19 protein-coding genes are annotated in these 25,814 nt (G+C 70.7%); 10 read left to right on the top strand and 9 right to left on the bottom strand.

Annotated elements, in window-relative coordinates:
- Positions 1 to 62: 62 nt before the first annotated feature.
- On the top strand, positions 63 to 359 hold the full coding sequence (locus ACE3OG_RS02045; RefSeq protein WP_374305584.1) for a DUF167 family protein: 297 nt from the start codon (positions 63 to 65) through the stop codon (positions 357 to 359).
- On the opposite strand, the gene ACE3OG_RS02040 is transcribed toward ACE3OG_RS02045, so the two are convergent.
- Positions 356 to 1,279: a phospholipase gene (locus tag ACE3OG_RS02040; RefSeq protein WP_374305582.1), complete on the bottom strand. Its 924-nt coding sequence runs from the start codon at positions 1,277 to 1,279 to the stop codon at positions 356 to 358. The two genes, ACE3OG_RS02045 and ACE3OG_RS02040, sit on opposite strands and share 4 nt — an antisense overlap.
- Positions 1,280 to 1,526: 247 nt before the next feature.
- On the opposite strand from ACE3OG_RS02040, the gene sdhC reads away from it, so the two are divergent.
- From sdhC to ACE3OG_RS02000, 8 genes are all read left to right on the top strand, one after another.
- On the top strand, positions 1,527 to 1,937 hold the full coding sequence (sdhC, locus tag ACE3OG_RS02035; protein WP_374305580.1) for a succinate dehydrogenase, cytochrome b556 subunit: 411 nt from the start codon (positions 1,527 to 1,529) through the stop codon (positions 1,935 to 1,937).
- A gap of 46 nt (positions 1,938 to 1,983) precedes the next feature.
- Complete coding sequence (gene sdhD / locus ACE3OG_RS02030; protein WP_374305578.1) at positions 1,984 to 2,373, top strand: succinate dehydrogenase, hydrophobic membrane anchor protein; 390 nt, start codon at positions 1,984 to 1,986, stop codon at positions 2,371 to 2,373.
- A 55-nt stretch (positions 2,374 to 2,428) separates the two neighbouring features.
- Positions 2,429 to 4,267: a succinate dehydrogenase flavoprotein subunit gene (sdhA, locus tag ACE3OG_RS02025; RefSeq protein ID WP_374305576.1), complete on the top strand. Its 1,839-nt coding sequence runs from the start codon at positions 2,429 to 2,431 to the stop codon at positions 4,265 to 4,267.
- Between the two features lie 51 nt (positions 4,268 to 4,318).
- Positions 4,319 to 5,098 (top strand): succinate dehydrogenase iron-sulfur subunit, encoded by a 780-nt coding sequence (locus tag ACE3OG_RS02020; RefSeq protein ID WP_374305574.1) that lies wholly within the window; start codon positions 4,319 to 4,321, stop codon positions 5,096 to 5,098.
- Between the two features lie 226 nt (positions 5,099 to 5,324).
- Positions 5,325 to 6,143, top strand: a complete 819-nt coding sequence (locus ACE3OG_RS02015) for a lytic transglycosylase domain-containing protein (RefSeq protein ID WP_374305572.1) — start codon at positions 5,325 to 5,327, stop codon at positions 6,141 to 6,143.
- 191 nt (positions 6,144 to 6,334) lie between these two features.
- Positions 6,335 to 7,399: an efflux RND transporter periplasmic adaptor subunit gene (locus tag ACE3OG_RS02010; RefSeq protein ID WP_374305570.1), complete on the top strand. Its 1,065-nt coding sequence runs from the start codon at positions 6,335 to 6,337 to the stop codon at positions 7,397 to 7,399.
- Positions 7,400 to 7,463: 64 nt separating this feature from the next.
- Positions 7,464 to 10,619 (top strand): efflux RND transporter permease subunit, encoded by a 3,156-nt coding sequence (locus tag ACE3OG_RS02005; protein WP_374305568.1) that lies wholly within the window; start codon positions 7,464 to 7,466, stop codon positions 10,617 to 10,619.
- Positions 10,616 to 11,812 (top strand): lytic murein transglycosylase, encoded by a 1,197-nt coding sequence (locus ACE3OG_RS02000; RefSeq protein WP_374305566.1) that lies wholly within the window; start codon positions 10,616 to 10,618, stop codon positions 11,810 to 11,812. Before ACE3OG_RS02005 ends, ACE3OG_RS02000 begins: the two co-directional genes overlap by 4 nt.
- 4 nt (positions 11,813 to 11,816) lie before the next feature.
- On the opposite strand, the gene ACE3OG_RS01995 is transcribed toward ACE3OG_RS02000, so the two are convergent.
- The 8 genes from ACE3OG_RS01995 to ACE3OG_RS01960 all read right to left on the bottom strand — a co-directional run bounded on the left by ACE3OG_RS01995 (position 11,817) and on the right by ACE3OG_RS01960 (position 17,919).
- On the bottom strand, positions 11,817 to 12,908 hold the full coding sequence (locus ACE3OG_RS01995) for a peptidoglycan-binding protein (protein WP_374305564.1): 1,092 nt from the start codon (positions 12,906 to 12,908) through the stop codon (positions 11,817 to 11,819).
- 84 nt (positions 12,909 to 12,992) lie between these two features.
- Complete coding sequence (locus ACE3OG_RS01990; protein WP_374305562.1) at positions 12,993 to 13,526, bottom strand: hypothetical protein; 534 nt, start codon at positions 13,524 to 13,526, stop codon at positions 12,993 to 12,995.
- Between the two features lie 133 nt (positions 13,527 to 13,659).
- Positions 13,660 to 14,778, bottom strand: coding sequence for a tRNA guanosine(34) transglycosylase Tgt (gene tgt, locus ACE3OG_RS01985; RefSeq protein WP_374305560.1), 1,119 nt, complete (start codon positions 14,776 to 14,778; stop codon positions 13,660 to 13,662).
- On the bottom strand, positions 14,775 to 15,842 hold the full coding sequence (gene queA, locus ACE3OG_RS01980) for a tRNA preQ1(34) S-adenosylmethionine ribosyltransferase-isomerase QueA (protein WP_374305558.1): 1,068 nt from the start codon (positions 15,840 to 15,842) through the stop codon (positions 14,775 to 14,777). Before queA ends, tgt begins: the two co-directional genes overlap by 4 nt.
- Before the next feature lie 30 nt (positions 15,843 to 15,872).
- Entirely contained in the window at positions 15,873 to 16,328 is a 456-nt protein-coding gene (locus tag ACE3OG_RS01975; protein ID WP_374305556.1) for a peptidylprolyl isomerase, read from the bottom strand.
- 158 nt (positions 16,329 to 16,486) lie between these two features.
- Complete coding sequence (locus ACE3OG_RS01970) at positions 16,487 to 17,023, bottom strand: peptidylprolyl isomerase (protein WP_374305554.1); 537 nt, start codon at positions 17,021 to 17,023, stop codon at positions 16,487 to 16,489.
- A gap of 25 nt (positions 17,024 to 17,048) precedes the next feature.
- The gene (gene coaD / locus ACE3OG_RS01965; protein ID WP_374305552.1) at positions 17,049 to 17,555 is read right to left on the bottom strand and encodes a pantetheine-phosphate adenylyltransferase; all 507 of its coding nucleotides are present in this window, start codon (positions 17,553 to 17,555) and stop codon (positions 17,049 to 17,051) included.
- A gap of 43 nt (positions 17,556 to 17,598) precedes the next feature.
- Entirely contained in the window at positions 17,599 to 17,919 is a 321-nt protein-coding gene (locus ACE3OG_RS01960; protein ID WP_374305550.1) for a 2Fe-2S iron-sulfur cluster-binding protein, read from the bottom strand.
- Between the two features lie 295 nt (positions 17,920 to 18,214).
- Between ACE3OG_RS01960 and ACE3OG_RS01955 the strand changes: the two genes are divergently transcribed.
- Positions 18,215 to 25,783: a hypothetical protein gene (locus tag ACE3OG_RS01955; RefSeq protein ID WP_374305548.1), complete on the top strand. Its 7,569-nt coding sequence runs from the start codon at positions 18,215 to 18,217 to the stop codon at positions 25,781 to 25,783.
- The last annotated feature ends 31 nt before the right edge of the window (positions 25,784 to 25,814 follow it).

Raw genomic sequence — 25,814 nt, 5'->3', positions numbered from 1 at the left:
GCCCTTCGCTCGCGCCGACCTCTCCGCCAACGTTCGGCGCCTGGGCGGCGCGTCCGGGCGCGGTGGCGATCCGTGTCCGCCTCACGCCCAAAGCCGCGCGCGACTCCCTCGAGGGCGTCGGCCTCGCGCCGGACGGGCGCCCCGCCCTTCTCGCCAGGGTGCGCGCCCCGCCGCAGGACGGCGAGGCCAATCTCGCCCTTGTCAGGACGCTGGCGAAAGCGTTGCGGCGGCCGGCTTCGTCCATCCGCGTCGAATCGGGAGCGGCGTCGCGGCTGAAGACGATCGTCGTCGACGGCGAGCCTGACGAGATCGCGGCGGCGCTCGCCGCGCTGTTCGCGCCGCCCGAGGGAAAAGCCTAGCGGGCGGCGCGGCGGAAGAAATCGAGAATCGTCTTCGAGCCGACGACGTCCGCCGCCTGCGCGCCGGCGCGCGGGGCTTCGCCCGGCTTCGGCTTGCCGGGCGCCGACTTGTCGACCTCGACGCGCGCGAGCTCGACGGGAACGGAGCAGCCGTCGAGCCTGTCGAGCCACGCGCGCAGCCCGTCGCGCGGATCGCGGTCGGGGATCGCCGTCGTCGCGCGTCCCGCGCCGCACGGCGCGGCCCGCGCGACGACGGCGACCACCGCCTCGGCCGGAGCGGTCTCAGGCGTCTCCGCGCCGGCGCCGGGCTCGGGCGGCGCGACGAGCATGAAGGGAAGCGGCCCCGGCGGCTTGCACGCCGCAGGCAGCGAGGACGGCGCAGAGCCCGCCGCCGCGACGGCGGCGAAGGGAGACGGATCGCCGCACGCGACGCGAAACGCCGGTCCGGCGCCGTCGGCGATTCCGAGCACGACGATCCTGCGCCGGTCGACCATGCCGTCGGCGACGATGCGCGCGACGAGGTCGCGGATGAAGGCCGCGTCCTGCTCCGCCTGCGCCCCGTCGGCGGCCCAGCGTCCGCCGGCCGGATCAGGATAGACGAGCGTCGCGCCGGCCCAGCGCCTCATCTCGTCGAGGCCGAACAGGCGGCGCTGGCGCGGCCCGCGCTCGCGCCCGCTCGCCCGCAGGATGACGACGAGCGGCCGCAGCGCCTGCTTGAGGCGCCGTTGCTGAATCAGGATGGCCGAGCGGCTGACGCCGCCCGAACGGACGACGACGCGGCCGGTCGCCGCCTGCGCGGAAGCGAGCGGCGCGAGGAGAAGCGCGGCGCAGGCGGCGATCGCGGTCGGCGCTTTCGACGCCCGACGCCGCAGGCGAGCCGGCCCGCCTTCCACTTCACGCGCCGTATCGCTCGCCTGCATCTCTGCCGCACCCGCCTGAAAGCGGACGCGATTCGCGCGAAAGCGCGGCGGCCGCAACGCATTCTTCGCCTTCGCAGGCGCTTTTGGCAATCGCGCCGGCGCAAGCTGGAAGACTTCTTGGAAACACGATTAAAAGCGCTCAGGACAATGCGTCGCCGCAGGCGCGTCGCCCGCCTTGGCAATTGCGAGCGGCGGCGCTTTGGGTTAAGGGGAGCAGTCAGCATCATGACGATCGGACGCTTCATTCATGACTGAAGTCGAGCTTAAATCCGGCCGTCCGGCGAGCCGGCCGCTGTCGCCGCATCTGCAGGTCTGGCGCCCGACGCTGACGATGACGATGTCGATCATGCATCGCATCACCGGCGCCGCGCTCTATTTCGGCGCGCTGCTGCTCGCCTGGTTCCTGATCGCCGCCGCCTCGGGACCCGAGTCCTTCTCCTACGCGTCCGCCTTCGCCAATTCGTTCATCGGCAAGCTGATCCTGTTCGGCTTCACCTGGGCGCTCTACCATCATCTTCTCGGCGGCGTGCGCCATCTCGTCTGGGACATGGGCTACGGGCTCGACCATCCGCAACGGGAATGGCTGGCCTGGGCTACGCTCATCGGCGGAATTGCGCTGACCCTGCTCACATGGATATGCGTCGCGCTGCGCGCCTGACGCGAACATCCGCTTCGCGCCAGCGACTTCTGGAGCCTGCCTCAAGATGGCGAACGATCCCACCTCCACCCGCCGCGCGGTCGGCCGCAGCTTCTTCGGCTCGGCGCGTTCGGGCGCCTCCGCCGCCTGGGCGACGCACCTGACCTCGGTCGCCCTGCTGATCCTGACCTTCTTCTTCGTGTCGGCCCTGCTCGCCTTCGTCGGACGCGACTACGCCGGGGTCCGGGCGACGATGAGCCATCCGCTGCCGGCGATCGCCCTGCTCCTCTTCGTCCTCGCGAGCGCCTGGCACATGAAGCTCGGGATGCAGTCGATCATCGACGACTACGTCCACGACCAGCATCTCAAGGAATGGGCGCTCGTGGGCAATTTCTGCTTCAGCGCGGCGATCGGCCTCGCGACGGCGTTCGCGATCGTCAAGCTCAGCCTGAGCTAGGCGCGGCCGTCCAGATCCAACCATCGCCAAATCCAACCATCGAAGGGCGACTATCATGGCGGCAGACGGCGTTGCGAACGGAGCGGCCGGACCGGGGCGGCTCGGCGCAGCCTATCCGATCATCGACCACACCTTCGACGTGATCGTCGTCGGCGCCGGCGGCGCCGGCCTGCGCGCCACCGTCGGCTGCTCGCAGGCGGGCCTGCGCACCGCCTGCGTCACGAAAGTCTTTCCGACCCGCTCGCACACGGTCGCGGCGCAGGGCGGCGTCGCCGCCTCGCTCGCCAACATGGGTCCCGACAACTGGAAATGGCACATGTACGACACCGTCAAGGGGTCGGACTGGCTGGGCGACCAGGACGCCATCGAATATCTCACCCGCAACGCGCCCGCCGCCGTCTATGAGCTCGAGCACTGGGGCGTGCCCTTCTCGCGCACGCAGGACGGCAAGATCTACCAGCGCCCCTTCGGCGGCATGACCACCGATTTCGGCAAGGGCCCGCCGGCGCAGCGCACCTGCGCCGCCGCCGACCGCACCGGCCACGCCATGCTGCACACGCTGTACGGACAGGCGCTGCGCTACAACACCGAATTCTTCATCGAATATTTCGCCATCGACCTCATCATGGAGGACGGCCGCTGCCGCGGCGTCGTCTGCCTGAAGCTCGACGACGGCACGATCCACCGCTTCCGCGCCCAACTGGTGATCCTGGCGACCGGAGGATACGGCCGCGCCTATTTCTCGGCGACCTCGGCGCACACCTGCACCGGCGACGGCAACGCCATGGTGCTGCGCGCCGGCCTGCCGCTGCAGGACATGGAGTTCGTGCAGTTCCACCCGACCGGCATCTACGGCGCGGGCTGCCTCATCACCGAGGGCGCGCGCGGCGAGGGCGGCTACCTCACCAACGGCGCCGGCGAGCGGTTCATGGAGCGCTACGCGCCCTCCGTGAAGGACCTCGCCCCGCGCGACATGGTCTCGCGCGCCATGACCATGGAGATCCGCGAGGGGCGCGGCGTCGGCAAGGGCAAGGACCACATTTTCCTGCACCTCGACCATCTCGACCCGAAGATCCTGCACGAGCGCCTGCCCGGCATCTCCGAGAGCGCCAAGATCTTCGCCGGCGTCGACGTCACCCGCCAGCCGATCCCGGTGCTGCCGACCGTCCATTACAATATGGGCGGCATCCCGACGAACTATCACGGCGAGGTCGTCATCAAGAAGGACGGCGACCCCGACGTCATCGTCCCCGGCCTGATGGCTCTGGGCGAAGCGGCCTGCGTCTCCGTGCACGGCGCGAACCGGCTGGGCTCGAACTCGCTGATCGACCTCGTGGTGTTCGGACGGGCCGCCGGCATCCGCGCCGCCGAGATCGTGACGGCCGGGGCGAAGCAGGCCGAGCTGCCGGCCGATTCCGCCGACCAGGCGCTGTCGCGGCTCGACGCGACGCGCAACGCCAAGGGTCCGATCCCGACCGCCGAGCTGCGCGGGCGCATGCAGCGCGTGATGCAGAACCATTGCGCCGTCTACCGCACCGGCGAGGTGCTGGATGAAGGCTCGAAGCTCATCCACGAGGTCTGGGACGTCAAGGACCAGGTCGGAATCGTCGACCGCTCGCTGATCTGGAACTCCGACCTCGTCGAGACGCTGGAGTTCGACAACCTCATCATCCAGGCGGTCGTCACCATGGACGGCGCGGTGAACCGCACCGAGTCGCGCGGCGCGCACGCCCGCGAGGACTATCCGAACCGCGACGACGTCAACTGGATGAAGCACACGCTGGCGAGCATCGACCAGGAGGCCCGCTCGGTCGCGATCGACTATCGCCCGGTGCACAGCTACACCATGACCAACGAGATGCAGTACATCGAGCCGAAGGCGCGCGTGTATTGAGGGCCGCCTCTCGCCTCTCAAGCCCCTTCGTCTGACAACGGGAACGCCCTCATGGTCGAATTCGCCCTGCCCAAGAACTCGCGCGTCACGGCCGGCAAGAGCTGGCCGAAGCCCGCCGGGGCGACCCGCCTGACGCAGTTCGACATCTACCGCTGGAACCCGGACGACGGGAAGAACCCGCGCGTCGACACCTATTACGTCGACCGCGACGACTGCGGCCCGATGATTCTCGACGCGATCATCTGGATCAAGTCCAAGATCGACTCGACGCTAACCTTCCGCCGCTCCTGCCGCGAAGGCATCTGCGGCTCCTGCGCCATGAACATCGACGGGTCCAACACGCTCGCCTGCACCAAGGCGATCGACGACGTGAAGGGCGTCGTCAAGATCTACCCGCTGCCGCACATGGAGGTGGTGAAGGACCTCGTGCCGGACCTCACCCGCTTCTACGCCCAGCACGCCTCGATCGAGCCCTGGCTGCACACGAAGTCGCCGACGCCTGAGAAGGAATGGCGCCAGTCGCCGGCCGACCGCGCCAAGCTCGACGGACTCTATGAATGCATCCTGTGCGCCTGCTGCTCGACCTCCTGCCCGAGCTACTGGTGGAACGGCGACCGCTACCTCGGCCCCGCCGCCCTCCTGCAGGCCTATCGCTGGCTGATCGATTCGCGCGACGAGGCGACCAACGAGCGCCTCGACAACGTCGAGGACCCATTCAAGCTCTACCGCTGCCATACGATCATGAACTGCGCCAAGACCTGCCCCAAGGGCCTCAATCCGGCCAAGGCGATCGCCAACATCAAGAACATGATGATCGAGCGGCAGATCTGAGGCTCCGCGCATCGCGCGCGTGTCTTCCAAAGCCGGCCCGTCGAGGCCGGCTTTTTTTTCGCCTGAGGAACAGCTTTCGCGACTCTTAACCGCGCTGCGTCCGAAGCGCATTCAGCAGCCTTGTGGCTAACTTGCCACAGCGCCCGCGGAACGACGGCGGCCCCGCGCGGCGCCACTTTCCCGCCATGTTCAGCCCCCAGCGTCCTCGCCACGAGGGGGACTTCGAATGCGTCGTATTTTTTTCGGATTGTCCGTCGCGGCCGTAGCCTGCGCGCCGTTCTGCGGCCAGGCGCTCGCCGCCGCAACTCATCCGGAAGGCTATGACGCCTTCATCGCCGAGCAGGCGAAGAAGCATGGGGTGCCGGAGCGCCTGATCCATCGGGTCGTCAAGCGCGAGAGCGGCTATAACCCCCGCGTCGTCAGCAAGGCCTGCTACGGGCTCATGCAGATCAAGCAAAATACGGCGCGCTCAATGGGCTACAAGGGCGACGCGCGCGGCCTGCTCGACCCTTACGTCAACATGACTTACGCCATTCCCTATCTCGCCAACGCCTATCGCGTCGCCGGCGGGAACGAGGACCGCGCAGTCGCTCTGTACGCCGCGGGCTTCTATTACAACGCCAAGCGCCAGGGGCTGCTCGAGGACATGCGCACCGCCGATTCGCCCGACGAGTCGCCCGCGCCGCCGCCGCCAGCTCCCGCCCCCGCTCCCGGCCTGCTCGCCTTCCTCGCCGGATCGCCGCCAAGGCCTGCGCCCGCCGCCGATTTCGCGCAACAAACCGCCCCGCAGCCGGCGGCCGTCGCCGCGCCCGCCGAACCCGCGCCGGCGCAGCAGATCGTCGTCGCCGAAACCGAGCCGGTCGAAGCCGACGTGCCGCTGCCGCCCGAGCGCCCCGCCTCTCTGCGCGCCGCGACCAAGGCCGCGCACGGCGAAGCGCGGACGCAGGTCGCCGCCAAGGCGAAGGACCGCGCCGCCGCAGCGGCCATCGCCGCCCTTCCCGAAGACCTCAGCTGGAGCGCCGCGAAAGCCCTCGAATCGAACTGAAGGCGCGTTGCGCCGCGTTGAAAACTCTATACGCTCCGGCGCAGCTTCGATTGCGTGGGAACAGGCTTTTGGGTCCAGTCTACAAGACGCGCGCAGGCGCCTCGCTCGCAGTCGCTTTCTTCGCGATCGGCGAAATCCTCGCATGCGGCGCCTTGGCGCAAGCCCCCGGCGGCCCGCCTCCGAGCGTGGGCGTGGCGCGCGTCGAGATGCAGCCGATCACTGAAACCTCGAACTTCATCGGCCGCGTCCAGGCGATCGACCGCGTCGACGCCGTCGCCCGCGTCACCGCCTTCCTCGACAAGGTCGAATTCGCCGACGGCGCCGAGGTGAAGCAGGGCGACGTGCTGTACCGGCTGGAGCGCGGCCCGTTCGAGGCCGACCTCGCCGCCAAGCAGGCGATCGTCCAGCAATATGAGGCGCAGCTCGAGAACGCCAACATCCAGCTCGAGCGCGCGCAGAAGCTCCTGCAGACCCAGTCCGGGGCGCAGGCGACGGTCGACACGGCGCAGGCGACGCAACGCAGCCTGCAGGCGCAGCTCGCGGGCGCCAAGGCGAACGTCCAGCAGTCGCAGATCAACCTCGACTATACGGTGATCTCCTCGCCGATCGCCGGCAAGCTCGGCCGCACCGCGGTGACGCCCGGCAACGTCGTGACGCCCTCGAGCGGCACGCTCGTCACGGTCGTCAGCCAGGACCCGATGTATGTGCTCTTTCCGGTCGCCGTGCGCACGTTGATCGCGTTGCGCGAGCGCTACGTGCCCCTCGGCGGCTTCAAAGCCATCGTCATCAGGCTCGGGCTTCCGGACGGGCGCATCTACGACCAGCCAGGCAAGCTCGATTTCGTCGACAATGCGGCGCAAGCCTCGACCGACACGGTGATGGTGCGGGCGGTCGTGCCCAATCCGCCGCTGAAGATCAGCGCCCCCGGCGGGCGCCCGGTGCGCGAGCTGATCGACACGCAGTTCGTCAGCGTGTTCCTCGAGGGCGCGAAGCCGGTCGAGTTCATGGCCGTGCCGCGCGCGGCGATCCTCGCCGACCAGCGCAGCGACTTCGTCTATGTCGTCGACGCGCAGAACAAGGTCGAGCGGCGCGACGTGAAGCTCGGCCAGTCGACGCCGACCATCGCCGCCGTCCAGCAGGGCCTCAAGGTCGGCGAGCTCGTCATCGTCGACGGGCTGCAGCGCGTGCGCCCTGGCGTCGTCGTGCAGGCGAGCCCGGCGACGCCGGCGCCGCCGACGCCGGAGCCCTCGCGCTAGCGCCGGCGCAGCCGACGCCGCAGCACTCACGCCGCATCCGCAAAAGCGCCGCCCGGGGCCCCGCATGATCTCCTCCGTCTTCGTCGACCGGCCGCGCCTCGCCATCGTCATCTCGATCGTCATCACGATCGCCGGCGCGCTCGCGCTGATGCGCATTCCGGTCTCGCAGTTTCCCGACATCGTGCCGCCGCAGGTGCAGGTGTCGGCGACCTATCCCGGCGCCTCGGCCTCCGTCGTCGAAGCCTCCGTCGCCCAGCCGCTCGAAGCGCAGATGGTCGGCGTCGACCGCGCGATCTACATGAAGTCGTCGAGCGGCAACGACGGCAGCTACAACCTGACGGTGAGCTTCGAGCTCGGGGTCAATCCCGACATCGCCACGGTCAACGTCAACAACCGCGTGCAGACCGCCCTCGCGCAGCTGCCCGACACGGTGACGGCGCAGGGCCTCACCGTGCAGAAGCGCTCCTCGGCGGTGCTGCAGTTCATGATGTTCTACAGCGAGACCGGCGAGCAGGATCCGCTGTACATCACCAATTTCGCGACCATCAACGTCCTCGACGAGATCGCCCGCACGCCGGGCGTCGGCCAGGCCTCGCTGTTCGGCAAGCTCAAATATTCGATGCGCATCTGGTTCGACGTCGAGCGTCTGACCAGCCTCAACCTCTCACCCTCCGACGTCATCGCCGCCGTGCAGTCGCAGAACCGGCAGGCGGCGATCGGGCGGCTCGGCGCGCGGCCGATCGAGAACGACCAGCAGTTCCAGATCAACCTTCAGACGCAGGGGCGCCTGACGACGCCCGAGGAGTTCGGCGCCATCGTGCTGCGCGCCAACCCCGACGGCTCGCTGGTGCGCATCCGCGACGTGGCGCGCGTCGAGCTCGGCGCGCAGAACATGGACAGCGAGAGCCGGCTCAACGGCAAGCCGGCGGTCGCCCTCGGCATCTATCTCTCGCCCGGCGCCAACGCGGTGGCGACCGCCGCCGCCGTGCAGAAGACGCTCGACAAGGTCGCGCCGCGTTTCCCGCACGGGCTGAAGACCAAGATCGTCTATGATTCGACGACCTTCGTCACCGACACGATCCACGAAGTGCTGAAGACGCTCGTCGAGGCCTTCGTGCTCGTCGTCGTCGTCGTCTTCTTCTTCCTCGGCTCGTTGCGCGCGACGATCATTCCGGCGATCGCCGTGCCGGTCAGCCTGATCGGCACCTTCGCCGTGCTGCTCGCGATCGGCTATTCCGCCAACACCGTCTCGCTGCTCGCGCTGGTGCTCGCCATCGGCATCGTCGTCGACGACGCCATCGTCGTCGTCGAGAACGTCGAACGCGTGATGGAGGAGGAGCCGGAGCTTTCGCCCAAGGACGCGACCAAGAAGGCGATGGGGCAGATCACCGCGCCGATCATCGCCATCACCCTCGTGCTGCTCTCCGTGTTCGTGCCGATCGCCTTCATCCCCGGCGTGTCCGGACAATTGTTCCGCCAGTTCGCCGTGACCATCAGCGTCTCGATGCTGATCTCCGCGCTCAACGCCCTGACGCTGTCGCCGGCGCTCTGCGGCGTGGTGCTGCGCCACGGGGGACACAGGCGCGGCGTGTTCGGCAAGATCATGGACAAGGTGCTCGGCGCGATCGACCGGACGCGCGACGGCTACGCCAACGTCGTCTCGCATCTCGTGCGGCGCGCGATGGTCTCGATCCTTCTCGTCCTCGCCATCGGCGCCGGCGTGTATTTCCTGTCGGGACGCACGCCCGTCGGCTTCCTGCCCGACGAGGACCAGGGCGCGTTCTTCGTCGTCGTCCAGCTTCCCGACAGCGCCTCCGTCGAGCGCACCAGCGTCGCGATGAAGGACGTCGAGGCGATGGCGCTGAAGATGCCGCAGGTCGACGCCACCTTCGCCGTCATCGGCTATTCGTTCATCGACGGCGTGGCGCAGTCGAACGCCGGCTTCATCGTCGTCAAGCTGAAGCCCTTCGAGGAGCGCCACGGCGCGGAGAATTCGGCGCAGGCGCTGATCGCCAAGCTGACGCGGGAGGCGGCGGCGGTGAAGACAGCCTCGACCATCGCCTTCAACCTGCCGCCGATCATCGGCCTTTCGACCACGGGCGGCTTCGAGTACCAGCTCGAGGCGCTCGAGGGACAGGACCCGGCGGCGATGGCGAGCGTCGCGCGCGGCCTCATCGCCGCGGCCAACGGCGATCCCGCCCTGTCGCGCGTGTTCTCGACCTTCAGCGCCACCAATCCGTCGATCTTCCTCGACATCGACCGCGAGAAGGCGCAGGCGCTCGGCGTCGAGATCGGCGACATCTTCACCGCGCTGCAGGCGACGCTCGGCGGCGCCTACATCAACGACTTCAACCTCTACGGGCGCACCTGGCAGGTCAATCTGCAGGCCGACGCCGCCGACCGGCGCGACTACTCCTCGATCTGGCGCATCTACATCCGCAACAAGCAGAACACCATGGTGCCGATGGCCGCGCTCGCCTCGCTGCGCACGGTCGTCGGGCCGCAGGTCATCACCCGCTACAACAACTATCGCGCGGTGACGATCAACGGCTCGCCGGCCCCGGGCGTCTCCTCGGGCGGGGCGCTGCAGGCGATGGCCGCGCTGTCGGCGAAGACGCTTCCGGCCGGCTATTCCTTCGAATGGACCGGCACCGCCTATCAGGAGGCGCAGGCCTCGGGCCAGACCGGGACGATCCTCGCTCTCGCCCTCCTGTTCGCGTTCCTGTTCCTCGTCGCGCTCTACGAAAGCTGGCTCATCCCGGTTCCGGTGCTGATGTCGGTGTCGGTCGCCGTGCTCGGCGCCTTCGCCGGCGTCATCGTGGCGAAGCTCTCGCTCGACCTCTACGCGCAGATCGGCCTCGTCGTGCTCATCGCGCTCGCGGCCAAGAACGGCATCCTGATCGTCGAATTCGCCAAGGAAGAGCGCGAGAAGGGCATGGACATCGAGGAGGCGGCGACGCTCGGCGCGCGCATGAGGTTCCGCGCCGTCATGATGACCTCGATCGCCTTCATCCTCGGCCTCGCGCCGCTGATCGTCGCCACCGGCGCGGCGCAGGTCAGCCGGCGCGGCGTCGGCACGCCGGTGTTCGCCGGCATGCTGGCGGCGAGCGCGATCGGCGTCTTCATGATCCCGATGCTCTATGTCGCCTTCGAGCGGATGCGCGAGGGCCAGTGGCGGCGCCGGCCGGCGCCCGCCGCGCCGCCGGACCACGCCGGATGAAGCCGCTTCCGCTGACCCGGCGCGGCTTCGTGCTGCTCGCCGCCGCCCTCGCCGGGACGGCGCGGGCGCAGGAGGCGGCAGAGACCGCCGCCTTTCTGGCCTTCCTGCGCGCGCTGCAGCCGCGCGCGCAGGCGGCCGGCGTGAGCGCCGCGACCTTCGAGGCGGCGCTCGCCGGGCTGACGCCCGATCCCGCCGCCCCGACCGCCGCCGCCGCGCAGCCGGAGTTCGACAAGCCTATCAAGGCCTATCTCGCACAGGCCGTCTCTTCCGCGCGCGTCAAGCGCGGGCAGGCCGCGCTGGCGCGCTGGCGCCCCGAGCTCGCGCAGATCGAGAAGCGTTTTGGCGTTCCGCCGTCGATCGTGCTCGCGGCTTACGGGCTGGAGACCGATTTCGGCGCGGCGGGCGGCGGGCGCGACATCGTGCGCGCGCTGGCCACCCTCGCCTTCAGGCGCCCCGACCGGCCGCTGTTCGTCGACGAATGGATCGCCGCGCTGGTCATTCTGGAGAGGGACCACGCCCCGCGCGAAAAGCTGAAGGGCTCATGGGCGGGGGCGATGGGCGGGCCGCAGTTCATCCCCTCCGCCTATCTCAAATATGCGGTCAGCTACGACGGCGCGGGCTATCCCGACATCTGGGACAAGACGCCGGACATCCTCGCCTCGATCGCCAATTTCCTGCGCCAGTCGGGCTGGACGCCGGGCCTGCCGTGGGGCATGGAGGTCGTCCTGCCGAAGGGCTATTCGCCGGCGGCGCTGCGCCAGAGTTTTTCCGCCTTCGCCGCGCAGGGACTGAAGAACGCCGACGGCGCGCCGCTGCGCGCGCAGGGCGAGGCGACGCTGTTCCTGCCCTCCGGCGCGGCGGGGCCGGCGTTCCTGCTCTCGGCCAATTACTGGGTGCTCAAGGCCTACAATAACTCCGACTCCTACGCGCTCTCGCTCGGCCTGCTCGCCGACCGGATCGACGGCGCGGGCGCGCTCAAGGGGCGCTGGCCGGAAGGCGAAGTCTTTTTGTCGCGCGCGCAAAAGGCCGACATCCAGCGCGGGCTGGAGCGGCGCGGCCTCTACAAGGGAACGATCGACGGGCGCTTCGGCCAGGCCTCGCGCGACGCGATCCACGCGTTTCAGCGCTCGAGCGGGATAGCGCCGGCCGACGGCTTCGCGACGCCCCAGATTCTTCGCGCGCTGGCGCAATGAGCGCTCAGAACGGATCGAGGTCGAGCGTCATGCGCAGCGGGGCGCGGCCGAATTTCGCCTCGAAGGCGAACAGCGAATAGCATTCGGCGATGCGCGGGCGCTGCGCGGGGCTGAGCTTGTCGATGAACGACTGCGCCGACGAGCGCCCCGGCGGGTCGTCGATCATCCCCGGCCCCTGCTCGTCGCCGACATAATGCGCCATCTCATGGATCAGCGTGTCGATCATCAGGTCTTCGGTCGCGAAGAAGAAGACCACCTGAAGGACGATCTTGTCGCTGCCGAGGGTGAAGCGCGTCCCGTTCTTCAGCGTGATGTTGTATGTCTGCCCCTTCATCCGGCTTCCACCCGAGAAGGTGAGCGCGAGCACGCCGCTGTGGGCGATGTCGGCGAGCGCATAGCTTCCCGGCGCGCCGATGAAGGTCTGCTCGGCGATGGCGGCGTTCCTCGCGAGCAGCGTCGAAATTTTCTGGAAGGTGCGCTTGATGAGGCCGAGGTCCGCGACGGCCGAAGGATTGGCGTCGAGCTGGAAATGCTTGTCGAGCAGCTTGCGCTGCGGGCTCAATGAGGGCGTCTTGCTCCTGATCCCGTCCTCAGCGGCGGCGATCGCCGCGAGCGCCGCGAAGACGCAGGAATGGGCGACGGGCACGAGGTCGAGATAGACCCGGCGCATGTTCTCATAGGTGACGGTGAAGCTCGGCCCGCCGCTCGCAGCGCCGCGGCCGGCCGGCGGCGTCGGCGCGAGCGCCTGCGCCATGTTCGGGCCGCAGCCGAGGCGGTTCAGCGCGGAGATCGTGCGCTTGCCCGGATCGACCCTCCCATCGGCGAAGCCGATCTGCCGCATCTGGAATTTCGAGATCGCCGCGTTGGTCTTGGGCCCGGCGATGGAGTCGGGCAGCAGCAGCGGGCCCGGGCCGCCGTCGGCCTCGCGCACGCGGTTCAGAGCCTGCTGGATCGCGCGCACGTCGGACGGCGCGTTGGCCCCGCCGTGCCCAACCGATTTCGCGATGGCGATCGGAAACACGAGATCGTCGGCGGCGCTCGGGACGGGAGGCGTCTCGCGGCAGCTGGAATCGAGGCACAGGCATCGGACATTCATGCCGCTCTCCGGATCATGACCTTTCGCTACCAGCGCCGACGCGCGCGGCGTGGAAGATCGCGCACAGCTGGGGCGGCGCTTCCGTCAATGCTGCTTAGACCAGCTTGCGCATTGCCCATTAGGCAAACGATAGCCCGGGCCACCTCGGGAGCCACAGCCATGTTTCGGACGGAACGTCGGGCGCTGACGCGGTGTGGTTGGTTCGCGTGAGTTCTGAACTACGGTGAACGCTGGCGGCGGTATGTCAATGGAACGCTGACGGCTTAAAAAAATTGGCCTCGTTTCTGTGGTCGGCCATCCAGGATCTTCAGCACTTGAAAACGCCGCGCCCGCCGCTGAAGATACTTCTTCTACCTTGGGCGATCGCATAACTTCATAGGACGATGAGAACAAAAATGCTGACATAAAAGCAAGTAAGAATATTCCACACACAAAAACAGTTTTGCGCGCAAAGCGACAATAAGTGTCCTTTTGAGCCCTTATGCGATCAATGCCATCTCGAATAAATACGTTTCGTCGTATCAATTCGCGAAGCATCTTAATTGCTGCGGGGAAAGCGATGATGGCAATTAGCCCGATCAGCGCGACAATTTCCGTGCCCGCGCCAGCGAACCGCACATCGCATCCTTTCGCTGGTGGCGTGACACAAGCTTAAGCAAGCTCTGGATAGCAGGGCTCCGATCGCGGTTCAATTCGACCGCGTCCGTCACAGGCGAAAGGCCGTCGCTCGCCAAAGGCCGCCGAATGCGGCTCAGCCGCCCCGCGCGAAACCCTCTTTCGTCGCCGCACGAAACTCGTCGAGCCGACCCGCCGCGATCGCCGCGCGCAGCCCTGCCGTCAATTCCTGATAATAGGCGAGGTTGATCTCGGTCAGCAGCATCATGCCCAGAATCTCGCCGGCCTTGACGAGGTGATGCAGATAGGCGCGCGAATAGGTCCGCGTCGTCTCGTTGGGAGATTCGGCGTCGACCGGCGCCGGGTCGTCGGCGTGGCGCGCGTTGCGCAGGTTGAGCTTGCCGAAGCGCCCATAAGCCAGCCCATGCCGGCCGGCGCGCGTCGGCATCACGCAGTCGAACATGTCGATCCCGCGCGAGGCGGCTTCGAGAATGTCGTCGGGCGTGCCGACGCCCATGAGATAGCGCGGCCTGTCGACGGGAAGCTCGGGAACGGTCGTCTCGATGGTCGAAAGCATCACCTCCTGCGGCTCGCCGACGGCGAGGCCGCCGAGCGCGTAGCCGGAAAAGCCCATCGCCACCAGCGCGCGCGCGCTTTCAAGGCGCAGGCCCGGCGAGGCGCCGCCCTGCACGATGCCGAACAGCGCGCGGCCGGGGACTTCGACGAAGGCGCGCTTCGAGCGCTCGGCCCAGCGCAGCGACAGCTCCATGGCGCGGCGCGCCTCGTCCTCCGGGCACGGCAGGCGCACGCATTCGTCGAACTGCATCTGGACGTCGGCGCCGAGGAGATGCTGGATCTCCATCGAGCGCTCAGGCGTCAGCATGTGGCGCGAGCCGTCTATATGCGACTGGAAGGCGACGCCCTCCTCGCTGAGCTTGCGCAGCCTGGCGAGCGACATGACCTGGAAGCCGCCCGAATCGGTCAGGATCGGCCGCGGCCAGTTCATGAAGCGATGCAGCCCGCCGAGCGCGGCGATCCGCTCGGCCCCGGGGCGCAGCATCAGATGGTAGGTGTTGGCGAGCACGACGTCGGCGCCGGTCGCGCGCACGCGTTCGGGATGCATGGCCTTCACCGTCGCCGCGGTGCCCACCGGCATGAACGCGGGCGTGCGGATTTCTCCGCGCGGCGTGGAGATTTCCCCGGTCCGCGCCGCGCCGTCCTGCGCGAGAAGCCGGAAGGAGAAATTTTGGCTCATGCGCGGTCCGGGAACAGCAGGCAGGCGTCGCCGTAAGAATAAAAGCGATAGTTGTCCGCAATCGCGTGGGCGTAGGCGGCGCGCATGGCGTCGAGACCGGAAAAGGCGCTGACCAGCATGAACAGGGTCGAGCGCGGCAGGTGGAAATTGGTCATCAGCACGTCGACCGCCCGGAAACGATAGCCCGGCGTGATGAAGATTTTCGTCTCGCCGGAGAAGGGCGCGATCGTCCCGTCTTCGCGCGCCGCGGATTCGAGGATGCGCAGCGAGGTCGTGCCGGCCGCGACGACGCGTCCGCCGGCGGCCCGGACGGCGTTGAGGCGCTGCGTCGTCGCGACGGAAATCTCGCCCCATTCGGCGTGCATCTCGTGGCCGCTGGTGTCTTCGGCCTTGACCGGCAGGAAGGTGCCCGCCCCGACATGCAGCGTGACGCGCTCGAGCGCGACGCCCCGCGCCTCCAGCGCCCCGACGAGCGCCGGCGTGAAATGAAGGCTCGCGGTCGGCGCCGCGACGGCGCCGGACCTTTGCGCGAAAATGGTCTGGTAGTCGGCGCGGTCGCGCTCGTCCTGCGCCCGGCGCGAGGCGATATAGGGCGGCAGCGGCATCTGGCCGACGTCCTCGAGCGCGCGGTCGAGCGCCGCGCCCGACGCGGAGAAGCGCAGCAGCAACTCGCCATCCTCGCCCTTTTCGACGATCTCGGCGTCGAGCCGCGCCGTTCCGCGCGAGAAGGCGATGGTCTCTCCCGCGCGCAGCCGCTTGGCCGGCCGCGCGAAGGCGCGCCAGAGGTTTTCGCCCTCGCGTCTGTGCAACGTCGCCTCGACGCGGGCGGCCGCCGCGCCGCGCCGGCGCTCGCCGATGAGGCGGGCGGGAACGACCTGCGTGTCGTTGACGACGAGAACGTCGCCGGGCCGCAGGAGGAACGGCAGGTCGCCGACGCGCCGGTCCTCGAGCGCCGGCGCGCCGGCCGGCCGCACGACGAGCAGCCGGGCGGATTCGCGCGGCTCCGCCGGCCGCAGCGCGATCAGGCGTTCGGGAAGCTCGAAATCAAAGAGGTCGACGCGCATCAGAAGCCCGCGCGCGCCGCGCGCAAAAACTCAGCTCAGGGTGGCGTGGAGGATCTTGTCGGGATCCTTGACCGGCTCGCCGCGCTTGATCTTGTCGACATTCTCCATGCCGGAGACGACCTTGCCCCACACCGTGTAGTTCTTGTCGAGGAAGCGCGCGTCGGTAAAGCAGATGAAGAACTGCGAATTGGCCGAGTTGGGGTCGGAGGCGCGCGCCATCGACACCGTGCCGCGCACATGCGGCTCGGCGTTGAACTCGGCCTTGATGTTCGGATATTTCGAGCCGCCCGTGCCGGTGCCGTGCGGGCAGCCGGTCTGCGCCATGAAGCCGTCGATCACGCGGTGGAAGACGATTCCGTCGTAGAACTTCTCCCCGACGAGCTTCTTGATGTGCGCGACATGGCCGGGGGCGAGGTCGGGCCGCATCTCGATGACGACGGGGCCTTGCGTGGTTTCGAGCGTGAGGGTGTCGCCGGGATTGGCCATGGGAGCTCCTGGTCGGGATTTTCGCCGCCGTGCGGCCGAAGAGGCGCCTCGTCAATGCCCTCGCCGAGATACGGTTCGGAAGGAGACGCGCTTTGACGCCGGCGATGGACATAGACGAAGCCGGCCGCCGCGTAAACCGCGGCCGGCGCCGGCGAAATCTACTTCTTGTCGGCGTCCGTCGCCATCTGCATCTTGACGATCTTGTCGGGATTGGCCGGCGGCTCGCCGCGCTTGATCTTGTCGACGACGTCCATCCCCGCCGTGACCTTGCCGACGATGGTGTACTTGCCGTCGAGGAAGCCGGCGTCGGCGAAGGTGATGAAGAACTGCGAATTGGCGGAATCGGGGCTCGCCGCGCGCGCCATGCCGACCGTGCCGCGGGCGAAATGCTCCTTCGAGAACTCTGCCTTGACGTCAGGAAGGTCGGAGCCGCCGCGCCCGGTGCCGGTCGGATCGCCGGTCTGGGCCATGAAGCCGTCGATCACCCGGTGGAAGACGATCCCGTTGTAAAATCCCTTTTTGATCAGGGTCTCGATCTGCGCGACATGCTTGGGCGCGATGTCGGGGCGCAGCTCTATGGTGACGCGGCCGTCCTTGGTGTCGAGATAGACGGTGTCCTTGTCGGCGGCGAGCGCCGGAAAGGCGGCGCACGCGAGCGCGAGCGCTCCGGCGAGGGTCAGGCGGGTCTTGTTCATGGCTTTTTCCTCTCCTTGCGGTCTCTTATGGCGCGCTCCGGCGCAGCTTCGCGCGCAGCGCCTCGACCACCGGCGCGGGCGCGAAGGGCGAGACGTCGCCGCCCATCGTCGCGATCTGCCGCACCAGCGTCGCCGTGACATGGCTGACGCCGGGCGAAGCGACAAAGAACAGGGTGACGATTTCAGGCGCCATCGCGGCGTTCATGCCGGCCATCGGCGCCTCGTAGTCGAGGTCGGCGCCATTGCGCAGCCCGCGGATCATCATCGAGGCGCCCGCCTCCCGCGCCGCGTCGACGGCGAGGCCCGAAAAGGGACGCACGTCGAGCGAGACGCCGCGGGCGGAAAGAAGGCCGGCGCAGCAGCGCGCGACGAGGGCGGCGCGCTCCTCGAAGCTGAACAGCGGCGTTTTCGAGGGATGGACGCCGACGCCGACGACGAGCGCATCGCACACGGACGCCGCCTTGACGACGACGTCGAGGTGGCCGTTGGTCAGGGGATCGAAGGAGCCGGCGTAGAAGCCGATGCGCGGCATGGGATAGCCCGTCGAGCTGCGTCCTGGCTGTTCAACCCGATGTTCAGCCCTGGCGCTCGGGCGTGCGCACGAGCAGCCCGTCGAGCTCGGGCGTCACGGCGATCTGGCAGGACAGCCGCGAGTTGGGCTTCACCTCATAGGCGAAGTCCAGCATGTCCTCCTCCTGATCGGAGGGTTCGGGCAGGCGCTTGATCCAGGCGTCGTCGACATAGACGTGGCAGGTCGCGCAGGCGCAGCCGCCGCCGCATTCGGCGGCGATCTGGGGAACCGCGTTGCGCACCGCCGCCTCCATCACGGTCGAACCCACCTCGGCCTCGACCTCGCGGGCTTCGCCGAAGGAATCGACGAACGTTATCTTCGGCATCGGGTCCCGCCGCTCCTTGCAACCTTGCCCGCCGCGGACGCCGGCGGCGGGGAGCGACGCGCGCCGCTTCATTCGGGCCGTTCATGGCCGAACTTCAGGCGATCCGCAAGCCTCGCCGCAAGGACCATCCGATGGAGCCGAGGCGCCGTTAACGATGATTCCACACGCGCGCCGACCTCGGGTTTTAATCGCTCCGGGGGGCATGTAAGGTAAGGATTGGTTAACTACCGCCTGCGTCTGCGCCGCGCCAGGGTCGTCCGCGCCCTCGCCCGCGGCGGCTGAAACGAGGAACCAGATGGCGAGCTCCCCCAAGATCCACGACGCGGCCGCCGAGGCGCTGCTCGCCATCGAGGAGGCGCTGAACCTGCGCGCCGGCCTCGACGAGGCCGAAGGAACGCCGGCGACGCGCGATTTCGAGGGATCGGAGGACGAGGGCGCGGCCCGCCGGGCGCAGGCGACCCGCCTGCCCTCGACCAGCGAGGATCCGGCGCTGACGCCGGCCGAGGCTTTCCTTGACGCCGGCGCGCGCCGGGGCGCGCCGGCCAACGACGACCGCTTCGCCGCCGGCGAGGCGTTGCGCCGCCGCCAGGCGCAGCCGAGCCGCGCGCCGACGCTCGTCGCCGCGCTCTGCGCCGCCGCCTGGACGGCGCTGACGGTCGGCTATCTTCTCCTCCACCGGGACGCGCTGTCCTCCGGCGCGGAAGGCTCGGCCGCTCCCGCCGCGGCGCTCTATTTCCTGGCCGTCGCCGGCCCCGTGGCGTTCTTCTTCGTGACGGCGATGCTGATCCGCCGCGCCCATGAGATGCGCGGCGCCGCGCGCGCGATGAGCGACGTCGCCCTGCGCCTCGCCGCGCCGGAGACGGCGGCGACCGAGCAGATGGTGACGCTGTCGCAGGCGATCCGCCGCGAGGTCGCCTCGATGGGCGACGGCATCGAGCGGGCCCTCGCCCGCGCCGGCGAGCTCGAGACGCTGGTGCGCTCGGAAGTCTCGAACCTCGAGCGCTCCTACGCCGACAACGAGCGGCGCGTGCGCGCCCTGATCGACGAGCTCGTCGCCGAGCGCGACGCCGTCGTCGCCAACGCCGAGCGGGCCCGCGCCGCGCTTACGCAGTCGCAGCACGAAGCCTCGCGCGACATGGACTCCGCCGCGAGCCGCTTCTCGGCCGAGCTCGGGGTCGCCTCCGCCGCCGTGGCCGCCGCCCTGTCGGCGCGCGGCGACGACATCCGCGTCAGCCTCGAGCGCGGCCGCGACGAGCTGAGCGAGCGCCTGACCGTTCAGGGCGGCGAGTTCGCCGAGCGGCTGTCGCAGCGCGGCGAGGCCGCGGCGGAGTCCGTCTCGCGCGCTGGGGCCGAGGCCGCGCGCCTCATCGACGAGCGCCTCGCCGCGCTCGAGACGCAGCTTTCGCAGGCGCAGGAGCAGATTTCGTCTTCGCTCGATTCGCGCGCCGCCGCCCTCGCCTCGCGCGTCGAGGCCGCGGGCGAGACGATCGCCCGCACGCTCGCCGAACGCGGCGACGGCGTCGCGTCGCGGATCGAGACCGCCAACGCGCGGCTCGAGGCCGCCTTCTCCGGCGACGGCGAGGCGCTCGCCGAGCGTCTGTCGCAGTCGGGCGAGCGCTTCGGCGCCCTCATCCGCGAGCAGGTCGGGACGACGCAGGAGCTCGTCGACCGGTCGACGCAGGCCGTCGCCGCCCTGTTCGAGGACGGCCGCGCGCGGCTCCAGGACGCCTTCGACCGCGACGGCGGCGCGCTGCGCGAACGCATCGAAGCCGCGACGCAGGCGAGCGCGGCCGCCCTGTCCGCGCATGGCGAGGACGTCGCCTCGCGCCTCGCGCATTCGCGCGAAGAGACTCTCACCCTGCTTTCCGCGCACGCCGATGTCGTCCGCGAGCGGTCCGCGCAGGCCGCGCAGGAGGCCGCCGCGGCCTTCGCCGGCCGCGCCGAGGACGTCGCCGCTCATCTCGCCGCGGCGCTCGACGGCACGCTGTCGGCGCTGAACGAGCACGCCGCGCTGATGGGCGAGCGGCTCGACGCCGCCGCCGAGCATTCGGCCGCCGATTTCGCCGGCCGCTCGGAGGCGCTGCACGAGCGCCTGACGGCGGCGATCGAGGACACGCTTGGCGCTCTCGCCGAGCGCTCCGAGCACGTAGCCGGCGAGCTCGAGGTCGCCTCGCAGCGCTCGACCGCCTTCCTCGGCGAGCACGCCGAAGGCCTTGGCCAGCAGATCGGCGCGATGCTCGCGCATCTCGAGCGTCACGCGGAAGAGCTCGGCTCGGCCCTTGCCGCGACAGGAACCCAGTCGCTCGGCGCCTTCGAGACGCAGGCCGCCGCGCTGCGCGAGCGGCTTTCCGCCGCCTTCGCCGCGATCGACGGCCACGCCGACGAGATCAGCCGGCGCCTCGCGCAGGGGGCGCAGGAGCAGGACGGCCTCCTCGCCGACCGGACGCGCACGCTCGAGGAGCGGCTCGCCGCCGTGGCGCGCCTCGTCGACGACCACGCCTCGGAGATCGGCGGCCGCCTCGCCGCGAGCGCGGAGGCGTCGGTCGGCGCGCTGTCGACGCGCGCGGGAGCGCTCGAGGCCCGCGTCGCCGAGGCGCAGCGGCTCGTCGACGCGCATAGCGAGGGCATGGGCGAGCGCGTCGTCGCGGCGGCGCGCCGCGCCGCGGCCGAGCTCGACGGCGAGGCCGGCGCCCTGCAGGAGCGGCTCGAGGCCGCCGTCGGCGCCGCCAACGCCCGCGCCGAGGAGCTCGGCGCGCGGCTGGCGGCGAGCGCGCAGGGCGCCGCGAACGTCCTCTCCGTCGAGGCCGTTTCGCTGCGCGAGCGGCTCGAGGCCGCGATGCGGCTCGTCAACGAACAGACTGCGCAGGCCGCCGCGCTTCTGGCGGCCTCCGCGCGCGAATCCGGCTCGGCGCTGACCGAGCGCACGCACGGCCTCGAGCAGCGCATCGACGCCGCCTTCGGCCTGCTCGACGAAAAGTCCGGCGCGCTCGGCGACCGGCTCGCCGGCGTCGCGCAGGACGCCGCCGCGGCCGTCGCCGGCCAGTCGGACGCGCTGCATGAGCGCCTTTCCGCCGCCGCCGCCGCCCTCGCCGACCGCAACGAGGAGATCGCCCGCCGCGTCGAGACGGCGGCCTCCGCCTCTTCCGCGGCGATCGAATCGCAGGCGAGCGGCCTCGCCGAGCGCGTCGCCGCCGCGGCGGCCGCGCTCGAACGGCGCGCCGGGGATGTCGCGGCGCGCCTCGCGGAGGCCGCGCAGAGCGGCGCCGGCGCGCTCGACGGGCAAGTCGAGACGCTGCGCGAGAAGCTGCGCGAGATCGTCGCCGCGGCCGCCGGAGAAGCCGACGCGCTCTCGCGGGCGATCTCCGCGGCGGCGGAAAGCGGCGCCGGCGCGCTCGCCGCGCAGGCGCGCGGTTTCGACGAGCGCATGACCGCGGCGCTGGCGGCGCTCGGCGCGCATGGCGAGGAGACCGCCGCGCGCGTCGAGACGGCGTCGCAGCGCTCGGCGGGCGCGCTCGCGGAGCAGACGCTCGCCCTGCGCGAACGGCTCGAGACCATCGTGGCGACCGTGGCCGACCAGGCCGAAATGGCCGCGCGGCGCATCGATTCCGCGGCGCAGGCCTCGACCGGCGCGATCGCCGGCCAGTCGGACGCGCTGCGCGAGCGTCTCGCCGACGCCGCCGAAGCGCTCCTTGCGCGCGGCGCGGATCTGCGCCAGCGGCTCGACGAGTCGATCGCCGGCTTCGCGCGCCAGGGCGAGGAGACGGCGGCGCGCGTCGAAGCCGCCGCGGCGCGCTCGGGCGACGCGCTCACGGGCCACGCGCAGACCTTCGACGACCGCCTCTGCGCCGCGAACGCGCGGTCGCAGGACATGGCGCAGCGCCTCGTCGAGGCGGCGACGCAGTCGGCCGACGCGCTCGCCGCGCCGAGCGAGGCGCTCGGCGAACGGCTCGGCGCGATCGTCGCGGCGTTCGACGAACATTCCGAGGCGCTGGCGCAGCGGCTCGCGGGCGAGGCCGAGCGCTCGGCGACCGCTCTCGCCGAGCGCGCCGAGGCGCTCGACGCCAGCCTCGCGGCGGTCGTCGGCTCGCTCGACGCGCACGCCGCCGAGATGAGCGAGCGGCTGGAGGCGACGGCCCATTACTCGATCGGCGCCTTCGCCGAACACATCGAGGCGTTGCACCTGCGCCTCGACGAGGCGCTGTCCGGGACCGCGACCGCCCTCGACCAGCACGCCGACGGCATGGCCGCGCGCCTCGGGTCGAGCGCCGAGGCGGCGGCGGGCGCCTTCGGCGAGCAGGCCGAAGGCCTCAGGGCGCATCTCGACGCCGCCCTGTCGGGCGCGGCCGGGAGCCTCTCCGCCAAGGCCGAGGAGATCGCCGCCCGCCTCGAGGATACGGCGCGCCGCTCGGCCGAAGGGCTCGACGCGCCGCTCGCGGCCCTGCTCGAGCGCCTCTCCGGCGCGGTCGGAACGACGCTCGAGGCCCTCGACGCGCGGACCGGCGAAATCGGCGAACGCCTCGCCGCGGCCGCCGACGGTTCGTCGCAGACGCTGACGACGCAGACCGGCGCGTTGCGCGAAAGGCTCGACGCGGCGCTCGCCGGGCAGGTCGCCGCGCTCGAACGCCACGCGACCGAGACCGGCGAGCGGCTGAAGGCCGAGGCCGAGGCCGTCGCCGCCCTCGTCGCCGAGCGCGCGCAGGCCCTCGAGGCGCGTCTGTCGAGCCTGCGCGAGGACACGCTCGGCGCCCTCGCCCGCCACGCCGACGACGTCGGCCGCACGCTCGCCCTCACCGTCGGCGACGCGGTGACGAATCTCGACGCCCAGACGAGCCGGCTCAACGAGGAAGTCGAACGCAGCGCGGCGCGCTCGAGCGGCGCGCTCGCGAGCCATACGCAGGCGCTGCAGGCGAAGCTCGCCGAAACGCTGGGCGAGACGCTCGGCGCGCTGACGAGCTATTCCGACGACATGCGCGAGCGGCTCGACGGCGTCGGCCGCGCCTCCCTCGCCGCCTTCGGCGAGCAGTCTTCGAGCCTCGAGCAGCGCCTTTCGGCGATGCTCGGCGAAGCCTTCGGCGCGCTGAACGGCCGCGCCGAGGATCTCGCCGAACAGCTCGCCGCGCGCAGCCAGGACGCGGCGCTCGCCTTCGCCGGCCAGGCGGAGGCTCTGCAGGAAAGCTTCGACGCCACCGCGCAGCAGGCGGCGGCGGCGATCGGCTATCACGCGAGCGACCTCAACGAACGCTTCGCCGAGACGGCGGCGCAGGCGATCGACGCCATCGCCGTCCATGGCGATCGCGTCAATGAATCGCTCGCCATGCGGCTCGCCGCCTTCGAGGAGACCTTCGTCGGCCAGGGCGGCGCGACGGCGCAGCGCATCAACGACCAGGCCGAGCGTTTCACCGCGACGCTCGCCGACCGGCTCGGCGCCATCGAGGCGACGCTCGGCGAGCGCGGCGGCGACCTCAACGAGCGGCTCGCCTCGCGCGCCGACGAGACGCGCCGCGCCCTTGAAGGCCAGATCGGCGACTTCGAGGCGCGCGCCGCGGCCCGCGCCGACGCGCTCGCGAACCTCGTCGCCGGCCTCGCCGCGCGCGTCGACGGCGCCCTGTCCGAGCGCGCCGGCGAGCTCGACGCGGCGCTCGGCGCGCGGGCGCAGGAGATCGCGCGGATGCTGAACGAGGGCGGCGCGGCGGTGGTCGCGGCGCTCGACGGCAAGGCGCGCGAGATCGAGGAGATCCTCGGAGCCCGCGCCGCCACGGTCGCCCAGGCCCTCGCCGACAAGGCGTCCGAGATCGACGTCGCGATCGGCGGCCGCGCGCAGTCCGTCGCCGCCGCGCTCGAAGCGCGCGTCGCGGACTTCGAGACGCGGATCGCGCAGCGGCTCGAGACGGCCGCGGGCGAGATCGACCGCAGCGGCCGCTCGATCGCGGAAACCATCTCGGCGCGCGTCGCGGACATCGACGGCGCCCTCGAGCGCCATGCGGGCGACATCAACGCCGCGCTCGACGTCGAGAGCGGCCGCATCGCCGCGTCGCTCAGCGGGCGCGCCGAGGAGATCCGCGAACTCGTCGGCCAGGCGGCCGAGGACCTCGACGCGACCCTCGCCGGCCGCGCCGGCGAGATCGGCGACGTCCTGGGCCATCGCGTCAACGAGATCAGCCAGACGCTTGCGAGCCGCCTCGCCGAGATCGACGCGGCGCTCGGCGGACCCGGCGCGAGCCTGCAGAAGGAGCTCGCCGAGCGCTCGGACGCCCTGCGCGAACTCATCGAGGGACGCGGCGCGGCGATCGCGCAGGATCTCGCCGGCGTCGGCGAGGCGATCGTGGGCGAGCTCGACCGCAGCGGCGCCGAGCTGGCGCGCGGCCTCGAGGAGCGGCGCGCGCAGCTCGCCGCCACGGTCGAAGGCTCCGCGCGCACGCTGCGCGAGGTCATGCAGGACGGCGCGGCCGAATCGCTCGCCGCGCTCGTCGAGGCCAACGACAAGCTCGGCGCGCAGATGCGGGAGCTGTCGCAGCGCCTCGCCGACGGCGGCGGCGCCCTTCGCGAACAGATCGAGGCGGCGGGCGCCGATTTCCTCGCGGTCGACGACGCGCTCGCACAGCGGGTCGACGAGATCAAGAACGTGCTCGCGGTCGTTTCGGGAGAGGTCGCCGAACTCAACGAATCCGCCGGCCGGACCGTGCGCGAGGCCGGCGGCCTCGCCGCCGAGCTCGCCGCGCACAAGGAGAAGATCGCCCAGTCCGCCGAAGGGCTCGTGCGCTCGCAGCGCGATCTCGACTGCTCGCTCGAGGCGCGGCGCGAGGCGCTCGAAAGCCTGGTCGACGCGCTCGAGCGCCGCCGCCAGGACTTCGAGAGTTCGATCGGCGCCTTCGCCGGCGTGATGCAGGACGCCTTCGAGACGGCCGAGGCGCGCGGGCGCGAGTTCGGCGCCTTCATGGCGGAAAGCGCCGAGACGGCGGCGGGAACGGTCGACCGGCAGTTCTCGGAGCTGCGCGCGAATGTCGCCGAACAGCGCGAGCGCGCGACGCTCGCGGTGCGCGTCGCCTGCGAGGACGCGGCCACGGACCTCGAAGCCTATTTCGTCCAGACCTCCGACCGCTACCGCAGCGCCGTCGGGGAGCTTCGCGAGATGGCCCGCGCCGTCCAGGACGAGCTCGCCGCGACGCGCGAGGCGCTGCGCGCCGGGGTCGCCGACCTGCCGCACGAGACGGCGCAGCAGGCGGCCGCCGTCCGCAAGATCGTCGGCGACGAGATCAAGGCGCTGAAGGAGCTCTCGGACATCGTCGGCCGGTCGGGGCGCGCGCTCGACGTCTCGGCGCCGAGCGAGCCGCGCAGCACGGCCGCGCCCCGCCGCCCCGCCGCGCCGGCCGAGCGCGCGGTCGATCCGGCGCACGCGGCGGAGCGGGCGCGGCCGTCGACGCAGCAGGAACGAGGCTGGCTGTCCGATCTGCTCGCCCGCGCCTCGCATGAGGACGCCTTGCGTCCGCAGCGCGAGGAGCGGCCGCGGACGACGTTCGGGACGTCAGGGGCGAGGCCGCTGGAGGCGATCTCGCTCGACATCGCGGCGATGATCGATCCGAACGTCTTCGCGGAGGCGTGGGAGCGGCGCCGGCGCGGCGAGAAGATGTTCTTCGACGACATCTACGTCGGACGCGGCCGCCAGACCTTCGAGGAGGTGCGTCGGCGCTACCGCCTCAATCCGGAGTTCCGCGCCACCATCGACCGCTACGTTCATGAGTTCGAGCGCCTGCTCGGCGACCTCGAGCGCGACGGCGCGGACGAAAGCGCCGCGCGGACCTATCTCAACTCGGAGACGGGGATGGTCTACACGCTGCTCGCCCACGCCTCCGGGCGGCTCGGCTGAGACGTTTCGGCCCGGAGCGCCTGAGGGCGCG

Source organism: Methylocella sp., assembly GCF_041905455.1.
In the GTDB taxonomy this organism is placed as follows: Bacteria; Pseudomonadota; Alphaproteobacteria; order Rhizobiales; family Beijerinckiaceae; genus Methylocapsa.
Note: the sequence above shows the minus strand (reverse complement) of the source record. Positions and strands in the feature narration are given on the sequence as shown.